The sequence below is a fragment of the Pseudomonas sp. GD03842 genome (assembly GCF_029841165.1).
In the GTDB taxonomy this organism is placed as follows: domain Bacteria; phylum Pseudomonadota; class Gammaproteobacteria; order Pseudomonadales; family Pseudomonadaceae; genus Aquipseudomonas.
This window is the reverse complement of record NZ_JAOCEA010000002.1, coordinates 43,400-58,268: the sequence shown is the minus strand read 5'-3', so window position 1 is coordinate 58,268 and position 14,869 is coordinate 43,400. Positions and strand designations below refer to the sequence as shown.

The following is a 14,869-nucleotide window of genomic DNA, read 5'->3' as shown; positions in this document are numbered from 1 at the left end:
GTTTTAAAAACCTCGAAGAGGTCGCATCGGAGAGTGACCGAAGCGTGCCCGAGCGGGCTGCAACGGTAGGATCGCAAAGACCCGTGAATCTCCTGGGCCGGTGTGTGCAAGACGGCCAACACCAAAAATCCGGCGGGAAACAAGCAGGCGTAGCGACCTGGTGTTTCGATCACTCTCCGATGCGGACGAGTCCACACCGCGCAAGCGGCCCCCTGCATCAAACCTGAAGACAGGCGAGCGCCCGCCATCATCCGGCGCGCACCAAGCGGAGGATTTGCAGCCATGTAGCACACCAGCGAGCCCGGACTACCGCCCCACGCGACTCTGGAATAACTGCCAACGTAGGGGGGTAACCTCGTTGAGCCAGTGAGAAAAGAAAAAGCCCTGCGTCGACAGGGCTTTTTCTCGCCCAGCGTTTATCCGCCAGCACTCTCCCCTGCGCCCATCGGCAACAAGCAGGCGGCCAGAGTGCTGACGAATGAACGCAACCAACTGAGGGAAAGGACATGAATCAGACAATTCAGCAAAAGCGGGCCGTCCTCGACGTGCTGCGCCAGCGCACCAAGCAAGCCACGGCCGAGTTCAACGCCAAGCCGCGTTTCGTCGTGGTCCCACATCAGAACAACCTGTTCGGCGTGCTCGATCGCCAGACCGGCGTCGAGCGCGCTGAGGTCGCCGGGCACAACAGCGCGTGCCGGGCCGCGCAGAGCTTCGAAAACGTGGCTGACTTCACTCAGGCCGCCCAGGTGACAGTTGGCAACTTCGCCCGGCTCACGCTTCGGTGGACTGCGGTGTTCATCACCATCCTCCTGGCTTTCATTGCTCTGGGGTATGTGTCGTGAACTTTGTCCCCCTGCCTGATCCGCGGAAACAGATCATCGAAGACCTGCGCGTGCAAATCGACCACTTTCTCTCTACCGGCAAGAAGATCCAGCCGCTTGAGTCCTTTCCAGAGAAAGCGCCGCCTGCCAAGCGCAGCAAATTCATCGACCCCGACTACGTGCTTTCTCGCAAGCGCCGGCGACTGAGCGTCACCGAACGCAACAAGCTCCGCCGCATCACGGAGGCCATATGAGCAAACGCAAACCCTGTAACCGCAAAGCCCAGGTCGAACGCAGCATGCGCGCCCTGCTCGGCACCAACCACGCTGCAGTGATCAGCATCGACCCGAGTGGCCTGCAGATCATGATCAACTGGAAGACCGGCAAACAAATTCGGTCCCGGCCGGTGGCCGACGCACTCTGCGATATCGCCCACCGCTGGACGATGCACATTGCCGGAGTCTGCGTGAAGGATGACGGCACCGAGTACATCAAGATGACCGTCTTCACGCCTGACGGCATCCACCGTGTAGCCAGCCTTGCTGACTTGGTCGAGCACTTCTACGACGAGGTGAAGGCCGAGTGTAATCCGAACCACCGCATCGGCATGGGCTGGCTCGCGGTGCCAGGGATCATCGAAGTAAGCGACGAGCAGGTTTCAGCCCTGCTCTCTTCCGTAGGCGCTTGGCGCCAGCTCAAGGTTGCCGCGTGAGACGAATCTTCAAGTCCCCACTGCGGCGCAAACGCGATATTCAACACCAACTCCCACCCAGCGGGCTGCAGCCCATCTCGGAGAAAGCACCATGCCAACACCAACGGATACCGCCGAATTCTTCGAAGAACTGAACGGCGGCGCGTTTGCCAGCCAGATCGGTCACGCCCTTTCCGAAGTCGCCTCAGGCGTCGTCGACCATGGCAAAGCCGGGAAACTGGTCATCACTCTGGACTTCAGCCAGATCGGCGAAACCCATCAGGTGAAGATCAAACACAAGCTCGATTACAAAGTGCCAACCAAGCGCGGCACCCGCAGTGAGAACACAAGCTTGGACACGCCGATGTACGTCGGGACGGGCGGCAAGATCACGCTGTTCCAGGAAAAGCATGACCAACTGTTCACCCGGGATCAGGCGCCAATAAATCCCCGTACCTGATCTCCCGCAGCACCTCCGCGACACCCTCCCTCACGAAGAGAAATGACGAATGTCACTGACCAAAGAAGCTATTCAACTCATCACCGACACGGCGCTTGAAGCAACTGGCAAGGCGTTGCCGACCTACACGCCCACAGCGGTGCTGCCGGAAGGCGCAAAAGTGCTGGATCTGGAAAAGTACCAAGAAGGCCGCAGCCGGTTTCGCGGCACCTTCTCCACTCACGCTCTGGCCGATTTCAGCGCGTACGTTGTGGACCGCGCCAAAGACGGCGCGCGCGGCTTCATCAATCAGGACGAGATGAGTTGCGTGGTGTTGTTCAACCTCGGCACCACTGAAGATCCTGGTCACGCCGATGACCGCGCGGTGTTGAAGTTGAAAGCCACCGCCGGCTACGCCGCTGCGCAGGCCGTCGCAGGTGCCCGCCTGGCCCAAAAGGACCTCAGTGACTGGATCGAGGATTGGCACCAGTACCTGACGCCTATTGACGAAGAGGGCAACCCGATCCCGGTGGCCAAGGCCATCGCGGCGGTACGAACCATCACCGTAAAGGCTACCAGCGAATCTGAGACTACTGTCGGCGACACAAGCGCCAGCCGCAGCGCCATGGATCAGATCGAAGCGCGTAGTAAAGAAACCCTGCCGACGGCGTTGCAGTTCCATACCGTCCCGTTCGAGGGTCTGACCGAGCAGCAGATCACCTTGCGTATTTCCGTGATCACCAGCGGGGCGGTACCGGTGTTGAAGCTGCGTTGGGTGGGTGAAGAAGTGCAACGCGAAGCGATTGCGCAGGAATTCAAGGCGGTGTTGGAAGATAAGATCGGTGCTGCGGCGCAATTGAGCCTTGGATCATTCGACCCAAAATAATGCTGATACATTTCGGTCCTGTTTTTTGTTTATAACAGGACCTGTTTCAAGAGCCAAATTTGTTACTTTAGTTGCTATTGGCTGCGCACCATCAGGAAGTCAAAGTCCGAGGGTACCACTCCGTAACATTCAACAAAATCTGAAAGCGATCCGAGCGACTGCATCAAATCCTCCTTACTTACATCGCAATCGAAACCCGTTATAACTTCCTTCAACACAAGTTCATTGTCAAATTCTTTAAAATGCAAACCATTTTCATCAGCCTTTCCAAGATCACCGAAAAGTCGTACCTCCTGTTCATACGACCAGTGCTGATGCTTAACGAGACACATCTCACGGAGCTGCCTCATGATATCGAATTTGTCTAAGTCCGCTTCGTTAAAAAAATCGATTCGACCCGAGCAATAAGATACATCTTCCAAATATTTGCTATCTATATCGAAGCCAAGACACAGGCCCTTATGACGCTCCGCATAATGTGCCCACTGCACCGGGCTTGTATATTCTTTGCTGAAACATATCAACCCATGAAGGCTTGCCACGTGCTGCTTCATGCGAGACAGGAAATCTTTCAGTTCACCAGCAGATGCACGGTGACACATCAATTCGAAGGGATCGTTGAGATCATCAAAAGTAGAGACCTTTACTCTCCTGCGCCTAATATTCTCGAGGCCGTGTTTCTTATTACAGAAGTGATAAACCCTTCTTTTCATAGCTGACCAACTCCCTGTGACGATAATCCAAACGGCTATCTATACCCCACTTCCACAAATCACGCCACTGGCGAGGATCAACCATGTCCGAAATATTGAAACCTCCCGTCATGGTCAGCTACGGCGCCGGAACCAACAGCACCGCCATGCTGGTGGAAATGGTCCGGCGCGGTGAACGTGTTGATCTGATTACCTTTGCCGATACCGGCGGCGAACGCTCCGAAACCTACGCCTACGTCGAAATATTCAGCGCTTGGCTAGTAGAGCGCGGCATGCCGAACATCGTCACAGTAAAGAAAGGCGGCCGCGAGGAAACCCTCGAAGAGAACTGTCTGCGCATGAAAATGCTCCCAAGCGTGGCCTATGGCTTCAAATCCTGTTCACAGAAATTCAAGATCGAGCCGCAGGAGAAGTTTGCAAACAATCATCCGCTGACGCTCGCCGCCTGGGCGGACGGCTTGAAGGTGGTGAAGTGTATTGGCTACGACGCTGGCGAACCGCACAGGGCCAAATTCTTCGAGAACAAGAAGTACCAGTGGCGCTACCCGTTACTGGAGTGGGACATGGGTCGTGAAGAATGCGTGGAATCGATACGTGCCGCGGGCCTTCCGTTGCCAGGTAAGAGCAGCTGTTATTTCTGCCCCAACTCAAAGGTACCGGAAATATTGTCCCTTCCTGCTGATCTTCAAAACCGCGCCATTGCCTTGGAGCGGAACGCCGATCTGACCCGCATAAAGGGTCTCGGGCGCCGGTGGCGGTGGGAAGACCTAATCACCTCCGACCGGCAGCAGATGGACATGTTTTCTCAACCGGGCGACATGCCTTGCGGCTGCTATGACGGCGACGCCGCCTGATCACCCCACCGCATCAGCAGCCACCTCAATCTCATTGATGGCCGCTGGCACGTATGCTGAATCGTAATCCTTGTGCCGAAGCAACTCGTCGATGGCTGCTTCCGTCAGTGCATCAACGTTGAGGCCCTGCCTCCCTGCAGCGATCAGCACCGCCTTCAGCGACAACATCAAAGCCCTTTCCCTGTCTTCGCTCATGACCGTTTCCTCCATGTGGAGCGTTAAGCGTAGGCCATTCCTGAATTTGAATCACGCCACCGGCGAGGATCCCGCATGATCGATCCAACATCCCGCATCGTCTGCCAGTTCAGTTGCGGCGCGGCGTCAGCAGTCGCAACGAAACTTGCTATCGCCCAGTACGGCGCCACACACGAAGTGGTGATCGTAAATGCCTACCTTGCAAATGAGCACCCGGACAACCGCCGGTTTGCTGTGGAATGTGAGGTTTGGTTCGGACAGCCGATTACGGTGCTCCGCGACGAGAAATATGGGGCAGACATCATCCAAGTGTTTAAGCGTGAGAGGTATATCAAGAACCGTTACGGCGCCTGCTGCACCAAGCTGCTCAAGCGCCGCGTGCTGGATCAGTGGAAGCGCCCGGGTGACGTGATGGTATTTGGCTTCACCGCTGAAGAGCGCAACCGCTTTGATGACTTCTGTGAGCGGAACCCTGAGCGCCCTGCCATTGCTCCGCTGATTGAACGCGGCTTGGGCAAAGATGACTGCAAAGCCATAATCGAACGCGCTCAAATCGAGCTGCCGATGATGTACCGGATGGGCTACCACAACGCAAACTGCATTGCATGCGCGAAAGGCGGCGAAGGTTATTTCCGCGCTATCCGTGAAGACTTCCCAGAGCAGTTTGAGGAGTTATGCCAAGTGCAAGACGAGCTGGGGCCTGGCTCTTACCTGCACCGGGATCGTGAGACCAATGTGCGTTTTTCCTTGCGCGAGCTCGGCGACGGCCCGGTGCGGCGGAATGAGAAAATCCCTGCCTGCTCATTTTTCTGCGAACTGGCTGAGGCCGACATCATCGCCAGCGCCTGATCATCCCAGTACATCCACCGCCACTCCTACAGCGGCGCTACTCTGCCTTGGGCGAGTTCACCAAGAAGCTCTTGAAGTTCGCCAGCGATCGCTGGTGCGCCTCGGTGGCCGTTTTGAATTCGGGGCTGAAGAAATTCCCAGCCTTTACATGGCTCAGGTAGTCCTGCGAAGAGACCTTGAGCTCTTCACGGAGCAGTGCCAGTTGATGAGTGCGTTGAGCGTGCATGGTCATGATGCCTCCTTGCCAGTATGGCGTGTAAGTATACCGATTTGGGAACGCTTCGCATCTAAAGAACGAATTGAAAGTAGACCACTGTCGTGATCGTTGCGTGACAAGCCGACGGGCGTCACTCAGGCACCGCCCTCCCCGTAATCCAGCGCATCCGACGCTGTTTCAATCTCGCTGACAGCTTGAGCCACGATAGGCGAAACGCTGCTCGGTACCAGAAGCAGCGTATTGATCGCTGTTTCACACAATTCATCAACATCCACATGCAGAGTTCGCGCCGCTGAGAGCACCGCCTCAAGCGCAACTGTGAGTGCCAATTCCCGGTTCTCGCTCATTACCGTTCCCTCCCTGTGGAGCGGTAAGCGTAGGCCATTACTTGTGGAGCATTCGGGCTATTTCTCTAGCTATCTGAAGAAGCAAAAGGACCAGCTCAAGCATTTTTTTCAGCAAGTCAAAGCGGAATGTTGATTTATCCATAGGACACCTCGTTGTGATGACGAGATTTTCCGCTCCCACTGAACGCACTTCCTCTTGCGGGAAATTCACTACTCAAGCCAATGGCGAGGATCAGCCATGCAAATCGACTACGGCTCAGTGTGCTCAGGCATCGAGGCCGCGACAGCCGCCTGGCGCCCGCTGGGCATGACACCGGCTTGGTTCGCCGAGATCGAGCCCTTCCCCTCTGCGGTGCTAGCTCACCGTTACCCCAACGTGCAGAACTTGGGCGACATGACAAAGCTCGCTATCCAGGTGCTGACCGGGAAAATCAACGCGCCGGCGGTGCTCGTCGGCGGTACGCCCTGCCAAGCTTTCAGTGTCGCGGGGATGCGCGAAGGCCTCGCCGACCCACGCGGCGCCCTAACTATCAAATACGTGGAGCTTGCAGATGCAATTGACCATGTTCGCGCCCGTCGAGGCGAACGCGAAGTCGTCACTGTCTGGGAAAACGTTCCCGGCGTCCTCTCCGACAAAGGCAACGCGTTCGGCTGCTTCCTCGGGGCCCTGGTGGGCGAATCCGAAGAACTTCAACCGCCAGGGGGAAAATGGAAGGACGCTGGTTGTGTGTATGGACCCACGCGAGCAGCCGCATGGCGGATTCTGGATGCCCAATATTTCGGCCTGGCCCAACGACGCCGCCGTGTGTTCGTTGTCGCAAGTGCTCGAGACGGGTTCGATCCCGCCGCGGTACTTTTTGAGCGCGAAGGCGTGCGCCGGGATACTGCGCCGCGCCGAGGCGAGGGGCCGGACATTGCCAGCACCCTTACAGGCGGCGCTCGCAAGCACGGCGGGTACAGCACCGACGACCTGCCCTGCGTAGCGGCTCCGCTGACCACGAACCAGTATGGCGACCACGAATCGCGAGAATCCCTGCTGGTGTTCGGCGGCGGCGCAAACTGCCAGGCCACCGACGTAAGCACGGCACTCAGCGCTCACCCAGGCGGCACACGCATGGATGCCGAGACCGAGACGTTCGTGGTGCACGGAACACAGGATCCCGACGTTATGCAGGAGCTGGCCCATGCGTTGGGCCGTAACCAGGGACAGGAGAACGCTGTATTGGCGTTCAGCTGCAAGGATCATGGCGCCGACGCCGGGGCGCTCTCGCCTACTCTGCGTGCAATGAACCACAGCGCCAGTCATGCCAACGCCGGCGGCCAGGTCGCCGTGTGCATAACCGGCGAGGTGACCCACACGCTAAAGGCGGATGGCTTCGACGGCAGCGAGGACGGCACCGGTCGTGGCCAGCCGATCGTTACGCATGCAATCCAGGCTGGAGCGCTTCGCACCAATCCTGCGAGCGGCCCGGACGGAGCAGGAGTTCAAGCGGACCATGCGTACACACTTGAAGCGCGGGCAGAGGTTCAGGCCTTTCAATCCGGCTCTGCAGTGCGAAGACTGACCCCTATCGAGTGCGAGCGCCTGCAGGGCTTTCCCGACGAATACACGCTCATTCCATGGCGCGGGAAGCCTGCCGCTGAATGCCCGGACGGGCCGCGCTACAAAGCCATCGGCAACAGCAAGGCCGTCCCGGTCGTTCGTTGGATCGGGCGCCGGCTGCTTCAACAACTCTCTCATCAGTAACCCGCTCGGGTTACAGGGATACCCACAATGAAAAACCTGATCTGGCGCCTGCTTGCCAAGCTGCTGGCGCGCCCTGCTGTTGCTGAATGGCTGATCGGCCGCGCCCAGCGCACTCCCTATCAACACATCATGTCTGCCGATGGCAAGGACACCTACATGGGCAGATGGTGGCTGTTCAATCCCTATGACCGCGATACGCATCAAGGGAAGCTGTGGTGGTTTCCTTGGTCAATCCGCATTCATCACATCTGCCGGCCGGACGCCGACCGAGACTTGCACGATCATCCATGGAACGCTCGCACCGTGATTTTGCGCGGCTGGTACAAGGAGGATCGGCGCCATTTCTGGACAGTTGGCGGACACAGCGACATCCCGTATTGGCGAAATCCTGGCGATACCGCTGAGCTCAGACATGGAGAATTCCACCGCATCGACCAGGTGAGCGACGGCGGAGTCTGGACGCTGTTCATCACCAGCCGCTGGCAGGGCAATTGGGGCTTTCTGGTCAACGGCAAGAAAGTCGACTGGCGCATCTACACGGGTGAGCAGTCATGAACGGCCCCAATCACAACCCACACAAGGTTGAAGCGACGATCTTCAATCTGGACGAGTCCGGGCCAATTATTGCCCTGAGGCTTCTTCCGTACGGACCGATTACGCCAGCCCAGGCGCGTGACATCGGCCGCCAAATCATCCAAGCCGCCAACGCCGCCGATCAGGGCGAAGTGGGCACGTATCCGCAGGAGGGGTAATGAACAAAGAATTGCAGAAACTGCCGCCTTTCGCCGATGAGGTCATGAGCAAGCTGCGGCGCTTTGACGAGTGCGCCAATGACTTCGAAGCCGATGGGGTGGATATCGGTCGCGATTGGCTCGACACGCTGACTCATTTGGGTCTTCTGGATCGAGCGCAGCGCAGCCCGGCGATGTGGCAGACCACGCCAGAAGGTGATGCACTGCTTGAAGCATACGGTCCGCCTGCCGCAATGGATGAATCCAATTTCGCGCCAGGTGGCTGGAAAATCGAAAGGACCCCGGACGGCGGATTCTGCCTCAGTCATCCAACGCATGGGCGGGGCTTCTTCTCCGATAAAGGTCATAAGCCAGCGGTGGTGGTCAGCCGGTTTCTGGACGTGCTTCTCACATACGGCCCCACAGCTGAACGCCTCCAGGCCGAGAACGCCGCCCTGCAGCAGCGCCTCACGGTGGCCGATCAGCGGGTTGATGATCTGGAGTCGGCGTTGAAGTTTTACGCCGACAAAGAGCACTTCCACTTTGATGAACCCGAGAAATGGGACAGCGTAAGTGGCGAAGCTGAGAACCTTCTTTGGCACGAAGAAGACCCGGCATATATCGAAGATGGCTCTATCGCGCGTAATGCATTGAAGGTGCGCGTCGCCTCTGCCGAAGATTCCAGCGCACCGGTGAATGAGTCTTTACCACCAGTCGAAGGCGACGTTCTCCCGCCGATCGGCAGCACCGTACAGATCCAGTTAGGCGACAGCGGTTGGTTCGATCATACCGTGACCGGCTATTACGTCTGGCCCAACCATGGCCTGGACAGCAACGTCCATCGCGTCTTCGTTCGCGTCAAAGATGATCATGGCACCCCAAACGCCAGATTACTTGCAGACATCCGCGTGCCGCAGTAACCCCTCCCCACCCTATCCATTGCCTGCTGCGCCTATGCGCGGCGTAGGAGAAAACTGTGCGCCTGAAGAAACATGAGCGCGAGCAAGTCCGTCTGAAATACGGCGGCCATTGCGCGTACTGCGGTGTTGAACTTGGGCCGAAGTGGCACGCCGACCACCTTCAATCAGTGCGGCGCGGCACCAGTCACCGCTGGGAAGGCAACGCCGAACGCCCGCAGAACCACAACCTCGACAACATGATGCCCGCCTGCGCGCCCTGCAACCTGAGCAAGTCGCAAATGCCGCTGGAAGCATGGCGAGAATTCCTGGTGGGCCACGTCAACAGCCTCAATCTCTACCACCCCATCTACCGGCTTGCGAAGGCGTACGGCCTGATCGCCGAGACGGCGGCGCCGGTGGTGTTCTATTTCGAGAAGGTGACCAATGACCAGCATTAAAGAACGCCCGATCCTGTTCTCGGCGCCGATGGTGCGCGCCATCCTGGAAGGTCGGAAGACCGTCACGCGGCGCGAAATCAAACCGAGCATGCGTAGCGCTGATACCCAATTCGAACTTCACCAACAAGAAAACGGGTCTTGGCTTCCTCTGCATACGTTCGACGAAAGCTGCATGGATGACCAAGGTACTGAGCATCCGATCAAATGCCCTTATGGTCAGCCCGGAGACCGGCTGTGGGTACGCGAGACCTGGGCAGCAGATGCACAGGTGGACTCGATCGCGCCCCGAGACTTGAGCCAGGGCGAGCCGATCCTTTACCCAGCAGATGGCGCGGTTCGGCAAACAGGCTGTTCCATGATCACACAAGGCCGAGGACGTCCTTCGATCCATATGCCGCGCTGGGCCAGCCGCATCCTGCTCGAGATAGCCGACGTGCGCGTCGAGAGGCTGCAGGACATCAGCGAAGAGCAGGCTGAGGCCGAAGGTGTTGGCTTCTTGCGTGCGGCGCCCGACTTCGACGAGACGCTGACCGCGAAGCAGCTTTTCGAAGTCCTCTGGGACTACATCAACGGCGGAGGTGCATGGGCGGCCAACCCGTGGGTCCGGGTCGTAGAGTTCAAGCGGGTGACGCCATGACCAGTCGCGACCAGTTCGAACAGGCCTACGCCGAGGACAACAACGCACCGTAGCGTGGTGTCAGGAACAGCGCATGATCAGCGGCAGCTACCGTGACCGCTATATGGCCCGCGCCTGGCACTGGTGGCAGCGCGGCAAGGAGGCGGCATGAGTCAGATGACACCCGAGATTTTGAAGAAGGCGATGCGTGAGAGCGGGTTAACGATGACTGAACTAGCGCGGCATCTTGAGATAAGCCAGCAGTCGTTGAGCGACATGATAAACGGGAGAGCGCGTGTTGCACCGCTCAGAGCTCAGCAGATTCAGAGAGTGCTCGGTCTGAATGCCGATATGACTGAGATATCACTACAAAGCCAGCAGTCAGCACCACCATGCCCCTTCATGAACAGCCGAGCAGTTCGACTTGCACTTTCAATAAAGGCCTTCGTCCGGCGGATTGTCGAAGCAGTCATAGTTGGCGTTCTGGTTCGCCTGCTCACAAGCGCTTGACCGGGAACACCCTCTGACTTTTTCCCCACCATACATATTTCTGCCGGGTCAGCCTCACTTATTGCGCTGCATCCACCCGATCAGCATGAAAACCAACCCAGGAATTAACAGCCCGGGGGCCATGTAGGCGAATGTCCGTTCCGAGATCAGGCCAATTAGCCCGAAAGTAAAACCACAGATCACAAGCGGTATGCCCACAACGAATAGTGGTTGTTTGAAACCCTTTTCCATAATCCATCCTCCTGAAATTCAAACCTATTTAACCATATGCTCGCCGGTGTGCGGCGGGCGAGGTATCGCTATGTCTCGAAACATCCAAACCCGCGAGGGTTATGAATTCTGGGATCGCATCAACGCAATCCCGCACTATGGATTTTTGCTGAACCAACAAGGTAACGGTGTCGTCCGGGCTGAAGGTGTTAGCGATTGGATCGCGCGGCATGCCGCGCAGGTCGTCGTCGATGACGCTCAGACAGAAGTGAACGTCCTACGGAAAGCAAACGCCAAGCTCCAGGCCGAGGTGACCGCGCTGAGCAAAAACGTTATCGAGTTCACCCGGGAGGACTTCGACGCGACGCTGAACAACCTGCGCCGGATGGGCGCCAGCATCGACGGCGATAACGCCGACAAGCGCGATCTGTGCGACTCCATTACAGGCGCGATGGCCTTTGGTTACCAGAACACGAACCCGCCCCCCGAAGGCCACTGGGCGAAACGGTTCTGGGACATTGGCCGGGCTGAAGGTGTGGCTCGCGAGGCTCTTACCGCAGCGTTGAAGGTGACCCGCGAAAATCTGCGCGCCTGCCAGGCCACGATCCATTTGCACGGCGGGTTCGACCCCGCTTATGTGAACGATGCTCAGGCAGCTATGAAGGTCGCCGATGAAGCGCTGGCCAAGTACCCACCACTCAACCCCGCCTAGACCCGGAGGTAGCCAACATGGATTCTGAAATTCTTTCAGATGATGAGCTTGCCGAGATTACCGGCTATAAGGCCAGAGCCTACCAGCGGCGCTGGCTGGATGATCGCAAGTGGTCGTATGTGGAGAGCCGCGGGAAGCGACCGCTCGTTGGTCGGCAGTACGCCCGCATGAAGCTGGGCATGCTCCCGCCTGGCATGGTCGATCCAAACCCGCCACCAGCGCGCCCGGTCTGGACGCCAGATTTCTCGCGAGTGAGCTGATATGCGCCCACGCAACACAGAGAATCGGGACTTGCCGCCTGGCGTAGTGCGGCGCAAGCGCTTACGCAAATCCGGCAAAGTATGGATCGGGTACTACTACAGGGACTCAACCGGAAAAGAGATCCCGTTGGGCAGTGACTTGGACAAGGCCAGGGTGAAATGGGCAGAGCTCGAAGCGAAGGATAAGCCGGCCGACCTGAAAATCATGAAGGCAATTTTCGACAGGTATGAACGAGAAATCATTCCCAAAAAGGGGAAGCGCACGCAGGTTGATAACCGTGCAGAGCTGAAACAGCTTCGCCCGCTCTTCGACGAAGCCCCCATAGATTCGATCACACCCTCGATGATTGCTGGATACCGCGACGCCAGGACAGCCAAGGTACGAGCCAATCGCGAGATCGCCCTACTGTCGCATATCTTCAACATGGCGCGTGAGTGGGGCCTTACTGAACGAGAAAACCCGTGCCAGGGCATCAGGAAGAACAAGGAAACTCCGCGTGATTACTACGCTAACGCGGTTGTGTGGGACGCCGTCTACGACATGGCGGAACCAGAGCTCAGGGAAGCGATGGACCTGGCGTACCTGACCGGCCAACGGCCCGCCGACGTGATCCTCATGCGCAGCGATGACCGTGACGGCGATTACTTCATGGTCATCCAGGGTAAGACGAAGCAAAAGCTCAGAATTTTGCTGACGAACGAGTTAGGAGAGAACAGCCTGGGCAGATTGATCAGGGAGATCACGGAGCGGAACGCACACCACCCGTCCAAATACCTGCTGATCAGCAAGCACGGAAAACGAATGACAAAGGGTATGTTGCGTTTGAGGTGGGACAAAGCTCGGGAAAAAGCGCAGCAGAAGGCCACCAAGGATGGAGATCCCATGCTGGCAGCAAAGATAGCGGGATTTCAGTTCAGGGATATCCGGCCAAAGGCCGCTTCCGAAATTGTCGATATTGGCGATGCCAGCCTGCTGCTGGGACACACCAAACAGGAGATCACCAAACGCGTCTACAGGCGAGTCGGTGTAACCGCGAAGCCGTCGAAATAGGGAAAGTTCCGGAACTGGTTCCCTAAAAGTTTCGGAACTGCTCCCAAGTTGACCGGAAAACCGCCCTTGAAATACCAAGCCGCGGAAACAGAAAAGCCCTGCATCTGCAGGGCTTTTCTGTATCTGTGTGGCGGGAAACCAGGGATTCGAACCCTGGGAACGCTATTAACGTTCGCCGGTTTTCAAGACCGGTGCATTCAACCACTCTGCCAATTTCCCGAAGCATTCGATCACGGAAGGCGCTGTTTTCAGTGACGCAAATTCATTGAATGAGCGTGAAAACACAATTCAAGCCACCAACCTCGACAGCCGTGAAACCGCGGCCTGGAACCCCATGACCGCACCGCCGGATGCGTTGCGGGCGCCATAATACCGTAATGAAACAAGCTGTCAAACTCTCTGACTCGCCTCGGCCAGTGGCTCTGTTATGATCTTTGCAACTTGAGATTTCAAATCTCGATTCTTCAACGATCAGGAGTAGCGCCATGCGCGAACAGGATTACGCAGTCAACAACCGCGTGCAGGTCGAGCAGCTAGAGGTTAGCCGCGTCCTGCGCAATACCTACGGCCTTCTGGCCCTCACCCTGGCTTTCAGTGGCATCATGGCGTTCGTCGCCCAGCAGATGAACGTTCGTTACCCGAACGTGTTCGTGGTGCTGATCGGCTTCTATGGCCTTTTCTTCCTCACCAACAAACTCCGTGACTCAGCATGGGGTCTGGTTTCGGCATTCGCGCTGACCGGCTTCATGGGATTCATCCTCGGCCCGATCCTCAACCGCTACCTGGGCATGCAGGGCGGCGCTGAAGTCGTCTCTTCCGCCTTCGCCATGACCGCACTGGTGTTCGGTGGCCTGTCTGCCTATGTGCTGATCACCCGCAAGGACATGAGCTTCCTCGGTGGCTTCATCACCGCTGGTTTCTTCGTCCTGCTGGCGGCGGTGCTGGCAAGCATGTTCTTCCAGATCAGCGGCTTGCAACTGGCTATCAGCGCAGGCTTCGTGCTGTTCTCGTCGGCGTGCATCCTGTTCCAGACCAGCGCCATCATCCACGGCGGCGAGCGGAACTACATCATGGCCACCATCAGCCTGTATGTATCGATCTACAACCTGTTCATCAGCCTGTTGCAGATCTTCGGCATCATGGGTAGCAGCGACGACTGATCGCCTCCCTCGACAAAAAGCCCGCTTAGGCGGGCTTTTTGCTGTCCAGCTTCCTTGAATTCTTTATCATGTTCCCCATTCTCTCTCGCTAACCGCTGTCCGAGCCTGACATGAAGTTCGCCATTGCCCTTTTTTCACCGGCCCATGCCCCCTCCTCCCGCCGCGCGCTGCTGTTCGCGCAAGCTGTCGTTGCCGCGGGGCATGAGATCGTGCGGCTGTTCTTCTATCAGGATGGCGTTCACAGCGCTTCGTCGAATGTCGTGACGGCGCAGGACGAACAGGACATTCCCGCACAATGGCGTGAATTCGTCACTGCCCACCATCTGGATGCCGTCGTGTGCATCGCGGCGGGCCTGCGACGTGGCGTGCTCAACCAAGAGGAGGCAGAGCGCTATTCACGTCCGGCCGCCAACCTCACCTCGCCCTGGGAATTGTCCGGGCTTGGGCAGTTGCACGATGCAGTCCAGGCGGCAGATCGCCTCATCAGCTTTGGAGGGCCTTGA

22 protein-coding genes, 1 tRNA gene and 1 pseudogene are annotated in these 14,869 nt (G+C 57.7%); 19 read left to right on the top strand and 5 right to left on the bottom strand.

Annotated features, from left to right (window positions below):
* Nucleotides 1-506 precede the first annotated feature (506 nt).
* From N5D61_RS02720 to N5D61_RS02700, 5 genes are all read left to right on the top strand, one after another.
* Nucleotides 507-842 (top strand): hypothetical protein, encoded by a 336-nt coding sequence (locus N5D61_RS02720; protein ID WP_279890621.1) that lies wholly within the window; start codon nucleotides 507-509, stop codon nucleotides 840-842.
* Complete coding sequence (locus tag N5D61_RS02715) at nucleotides 839-1,075, top strand: hypothetical protein (protein WP_279890619.1); 237 nt, start codon at nucleotides 839-841, stop codon at nucleotides 1,073-1,075. The genes N5D61_RS02720 and N5D61_RS02715 overlap by 4 nt, the downstream gene beginning before the upstream one ends.
* On the top strand, nucleotides 1,072-1,533 hold the full coding sequence (locus N5D61_RS02710; RefSeq protein WP_279890617.1) for a hypothetical protein: 462 nt from the start codon (nucleotides 1,072-1,074) through the stop codon (nucleotides 1,531-1,533). The genes N5D61_RS02715 and N5D61_RS02710 overlap by 4 nt, the downstream gene beginning before the upstream one ends.
* 91 nt (nucleotides 1,534-1,624) lie before the next feature.
* On the top strand, nucleotides 1,625-1,972 hold the full coding sequence (locus N5D61_RS02705; protein WP_279890616.1) for a hypothetical protein: 348 nt from the start codon (nucleotides 1,625-1,627) through the stop codon (nucleotides 1,970-1,972).
* A gap of 49 nt (nucleotides 1,973-2,021) precedes the next feature.
* Nucleotides 2,022-2,837, top strand: coding sequence for a DUF2303 family protein (locus N5D61_RS02700; protein WP_279890615.1), 816 nt, complete (start codon nucleotides 2,022-2,024; stop codon nucleotides 2,835-2,837).
* A 74-nt stretch (nucleotides 2,838-2,911) separates the two neighbouring features.
* Here the strand turns inward: N5D61_RS02700 and N5D61_RS02695 are convergent, their stop codons facing one another.
* Complete coding sequence (locus N5D61_RS02695) at nucleotides 2,912-3,550, bottom strand: DUF2971 domain-containing protein (RefSeq protein ID WP_279890614.1); 639 nt, start codon at nucleotides 3,548-3,550, stop codon at nucleotides 2,912-2,914.
* Nucleotides 3,551-3,633: 83 nt separating this feature from the next.
* Here N5D61_RS02695 and N5D61_RS02690 point away from each other — a divergent pair, with 83 nt between their 5' ends.
* Nucleotides 3,634-4,404, top strand: a complete 771-nt coding sequence (locus N5D61_RS02690) for a phosphoadenosine phosphosulfate reductase (RefSeq protein ID WP_279890612.1) — start codon at nucleotides 3,634-3,636, stop codon at nucleotides 4,402-4,404.
* On the opposite strand, the gene N5D61_RS02685 is transcribed toward N5D61_RS02690, so the two are convergent.
* Entirely contained in the window at nucleotides 4,405-4,599 is a 195-nt protein-coding gene (locus tag N5D61_RS02685) for a hypothetical protein (protein ID WP_279890610.1), read from the bottom strand. It abuts the gene before it with no gap.
* 75 nt (nucleotides 4,600-4,674) lie between these two features.
* Here N5D61_RS02685 and N5D61_RS02680 point away from each other — a divergent pair, with 75 nt between their 5' ends.
* Nucleotides 4,675-5,448 (top strand): hypothetical protein, encoded by a 774-nt coding sequence (locus tag N5D61_RS02680; RefSeq protein WP_279890608.1) that lies wholly within the window; start codon nucleotides 4,675-4,677, stop codon nucleotides 5,446-5,448.
* Nucleotides 5,449-5,485: 37 nt separating this feature from the next.
* Here the strand turns inward: N5D61_RS02680 and N5D61_RS02675 are convergent, their stop codons facing one another.
* Both N5D61_RS02675 and N5D61_RS02670 read right to left on the bottom strand, forming a co-directional pair.
* On the bottom strand, nucleotides 5,486-5,680 hold the full coding sequence (locus tag N5D61_RS02675) for a hypothetical protein (RefSeq protein WP_279890607.1): 195 nt from the start codon (nucleotides 5,678-5,680) through the stop codon (nucleotides 5,486-5,488).
* Nucleotides 5,681-5,799: 119 nt separating this feature from the next.
* Nucleotides 5,800-6,012, bottom strand: coding sequence for a hypothetical protein (locus N5D61_RS02670; RefSeq protein WP_279890606.1), 213 nt, complete (start codon nucleotides 6,010-6,012; stop codon nucleotides 5,800-5,802).
* Nucleotides 6,013-6,250: 238 nt separating this feature from the next.
* Between N5D61_RS02670 and dcm the strand changes: the two genes are divergently transcribed.
* The 10 genes and pseudogenes from dcm to N5D61_RS02620 all read left to right on the top strand — a co-directional run bounded on the left by dcm (nucleotide 6,251) and on the right by N5D61_RS02620 (nucleotide 13,206).
* Entirely contained in the window at nucleotides 6,251-7,759 is a 1,509-nt protein-coding gene (gene dcm / locus N5D61_RS02665; protein ID WP_279890604.1) for a DNA (cytosine-5-)-methyltransferase, read from the top strand.
* A gap of 27 nt (nucleotides 7,760-7,786) precedes the next feature.
* Nucleotides 7,787-8,314 carry a hypothetical protein gene (locus N5D61_RS02660; protein ID WP_279890602.1) on the top strand — a complete coding sequence of 176 codons (528 nt, stop codon included), beginning with the start codon at nucleotides 7,787-7,789 and terminating at the stop codon, nucleotides 8,312-8,314.
* Complete coding sequence (locus N5D61_RS02655) at nucleotides 8,311-8,511, top strand: hypothetical protein (RefSeq protein WP_279890600.1); 201 nt, start codon at nucleotides 8,311-8,313, stop codon at nucleotides 8,509-8,511. The genes N5D61_RS02660 and N5D61_RS02655 overlap by 4 nt, the downstream gene beginning before the upstream one ends.
* The gene (locus N5D61_RS02650) at nucleotides 8,511-9,410 is read left to right on the top strand and encodes a hypothetical protein (protein WP_279890598.1); all 900 of its coding nucleotides are present in this window, start codon (nucleotides 8,511-8,513) and stop codon (nucleotides 9,408-9,410) included. Before N5D61_RS02655 ends, N5D61_RS02650 begins: the two co-directional genes overlap by 1 nt.
* A 56-nt stretch (nucleotides 9,411-9,466) precedes the next feature.
* A complete protein-coding gene (locus N5D61_RS02645; protein ID WP_279890596.1) occupies nucleotides 9,467-9,847 on the top strand; it encodes an HNH endonuclease in 381 nt (126 codons plus the stop codon).
* A complete protein-coding gene (locus N5D61_RS02640; protein ID WP_279890594.1) occupies nucleotides 9,834-10,484 on the top strand; it encodes a hypothetical protein in 651 nt (216 codons plus the stop codon). The genes N5D61_RS02645 and N5D61_RS02640 overlap by 14 nt, the downstream gene beginning before the upstream one ends.
* A gap of 147 nt (nucleotides 10,485-10,631) precedes the next feature.
* Nucleotides 10,632-10,973: a helix-turn-helix transcriptional regulator gene (locus N5D61_RS02635; RefSeq protein WP_279890592.1), complete on the top strand. Its 342-nt coding sequence runs from the start codon at nucleotides 10,632-10,634 to the stop codon at nucleotides 10,971-10,973.
* A 577-nt stretch (nucleotides 10,974-11,550) separates the two neighbouring features.
* Nucleotides 11,551-11,895, top strand: a pseudogene (locus tag N5D61_RS02630) (hypothetical protein); the annotation flags it as partial.
* 17 nt (nucleotides 11,896-11,912) lie between these two features.
* Nucleotides 11,913-12,155, top strand: coding sequence for a DUF4224 domain-containing protein (locus tag N5D61_RS02625; RefSeq protein ID WP_108239252.1), 243 nt, complete (start codon nucleotides 11,913-11,915; stop codon nucleotides 12,153-12,155).
* Between the two features lies 1 nt (nucleotide 12,156).
* Nucleotides 12,157-13,206, top strand: a complete 1,050-nt coding sequence (locus N5D61_RS02620) for a tyrosine-type recombinase/integrase (protein WP_279890590.1) — start codon at nucleotides 12,157-12,159, stop codon at nucleotides 13,204-13,206.
* A gap of 128 nt (nucleotides 13,207-13,334) precedes the next feature.
* Here N5D61_RS02620 and N5D61_RS02615 read toward each other — a convergent pair.
* Nucleotides 13,335-13,425, bottom strand: a tRNA-Ser gene (locus N5D61_RS02615).
* A 266-nt stretch (nucleotides 13,426-13,691) separates the two neighbouring features.
* Here N5D61_RS02615 and N5D61_RS02610 point away from each other — a divergent pair.
* Both N5D61_RS02610 and tusD read left to right on the top strand, forming a co-directional pair.
* Nucleotides 13,692-14,366, top strand: a complete 675-nt coding sequence (locus tag N5D61_RS02610; protein ID WP_279890588.1) for a Bax inhibitor-1/YccA family protein — start codon at nucleotides 13,692-13,694, stop codon at nucleotides 14,364-14,366.
* Between the two features lie 110 nt (nucleotides 14,367-14,476).
* Nucleotides 14,477-14,869: a sulfurtransferase complex subunit TusD gene (gene tusD, locus N5D61_RS02605; RefSeq protein ID WP_279890587.1), complete on the top strand. Its 393-nt coding sequence runs from the start codon at nucleotides 14,477-14,479 to the stop codon at nucleotides 14,867-14,869.

What these genes read in the sequence shown, in the direction of transcription:
- N5D61_RS02720 (WP_279890621.1), top strand. Translation starts at nt 507, where the DNA reads ATGAATCAGACAATTCAGCAAAAGCGGGCCGTCCTCGACGTGCTGCGC.
- N5D61_RS02710 (WP_279890617.1), top strand. Translation starts at nt 1,072, where the DNA reads ATGAGCAAACGCAAACCCTGTAACCGCAAAGCCCAGGTCGAACGCAGC.
- N5D61_RS02705 (WP_279890616.1), top strand. Translation starts at nt 1,625, where the DNA reads ATGCCAACACCAACGGATACCGCCGAATTCTTCGAAGAACTGAACGGC.
- N5D61_RS02700 (WP_279890615.1), top strand. Translation starts at nt 2,022, where the DNA reads ATGTCACTGACCAAAGAAGCTATTCAACTCATCACCGACACGGCGCTT.
- N5D61_RS02695 (WP_279890614.1), bottom strand. Translation starts at nt 3,550, where the DNA reads ATGAAAAGAAGGGTTTATCACTTCTGTAATAAGAAACACGGCCTCGAG.
- N5D61_RS02690 (WP_279890612.1), top strand. Translation starts at nt 3,634, where the DNA reads ATGTCCGAAATATTGAAACCTCCCGTCATGGTCAGCTACGGCGCCGGA.
- N5D61_RS02685 (WP_279890610.1), bottom strand. Translation starts at nt 4,599, where the DNA reads ATGAGCGAAGACAGGGAAAGGGCTTTGATGTTGTCGCTGAAGGCGGTG.
- N5D61_RS02680 (WP_279890608.1), top strand. Translation starts at nt 4,675, where the DNA reads ATGATCGATCCAACATCCCGCATCGTCTGCCAGTTCAGTTGCGGCGCG.
- N5D61_RS02675 (WP_279890607.1), bottom strand. Translation starts at nt 5,680, where the DNA reads ATGACCATGCACGCTCAACGCACTCATCAACTGGCACTGCTCCGTGAA.
- N5D61_RS02670 (WP_279890606.1), bottom strand. Translation starts at nt 6,012, where the DNA reads ATGAGCGAGAACCGGGAATTGGCACTCACAGTTGCGCTTGAGGCGGTG.
- dcm (WP_279890604.1), top strand. Translation starts at nt 6,251, where the DNA reads ATGCAAATCGACTACGGCTCAGTGTGCTCAGGCATCGAGGCCGCGACA.
- N5D61_RS02660 (WP_279890602.1), top strand. Translation starts at nt 7,787, where the DNA reads ATGAAAAACCTGATCTGGCGCCTGCTTGCCAAGCTGCTGGCGCGCCCT.
- N5D61_RS02655 (WP_279890600.1), top strand. Translation starts at nt 8,311, where the DNA reads ATGAACGGCCCCAATCACAACCCACACAAGGTTGAAGCGACGATCTTC.
- N5D61_RS02650 (WP_279890598.1), top strand. Translation starts at nt 8,511, where the DNA reads ATGAACAAAGAATTGCAGAAACTGCCGCCTTTCGCCGATGAGGTCATG.
- N5D61_RS02640 (WP_279890594.1), top strand. Translation starts at nt 9,834, where the DNA reads ATGACCAGCATTAAAGAACGCCCGATCCTGTTCTCGGCGCCGATGGTG.
- N5D61_RS02635 (WP_279890592.1), top strand. Translation starts at nt 10,632, where the DNA reads ATGAGTCAGATGACACCCGAGATTTTGAAGAAGGCGATGCGTGAGAGC.
- N5D61_RS02625 (WP_108239252.1), top strand. Translation starts at nt 11,913, where the DNA reads ATGGATTCTGAAATTCTTTCAGATGATGAGCTTGCCGAGATTACCGGC.
- N5D61_RS02620 (WP_279890590.1), top strand. Translation starts at nt 12,157, where the DNA reads ATGCGCCCACGCAACACAGAGAATCGGGACTTGCCGCCTGGCGTAGTG.
- N5D61_RS02610 (WP_279890588.1), top strand. Translation starts at nt 13,692, where the DNA reads ATGCGCGAACAGGATTACGCAGTCAACAACCGCGTGCAGGTCGAGCAG.
- tusD (WP_279890587.1), top strand. Translation starts at nt 14,477, where the DNA reads ATGAAGTTCGCCATTGCCCTTTTTTCACCGGCCCATGCCCCCTCCTCC.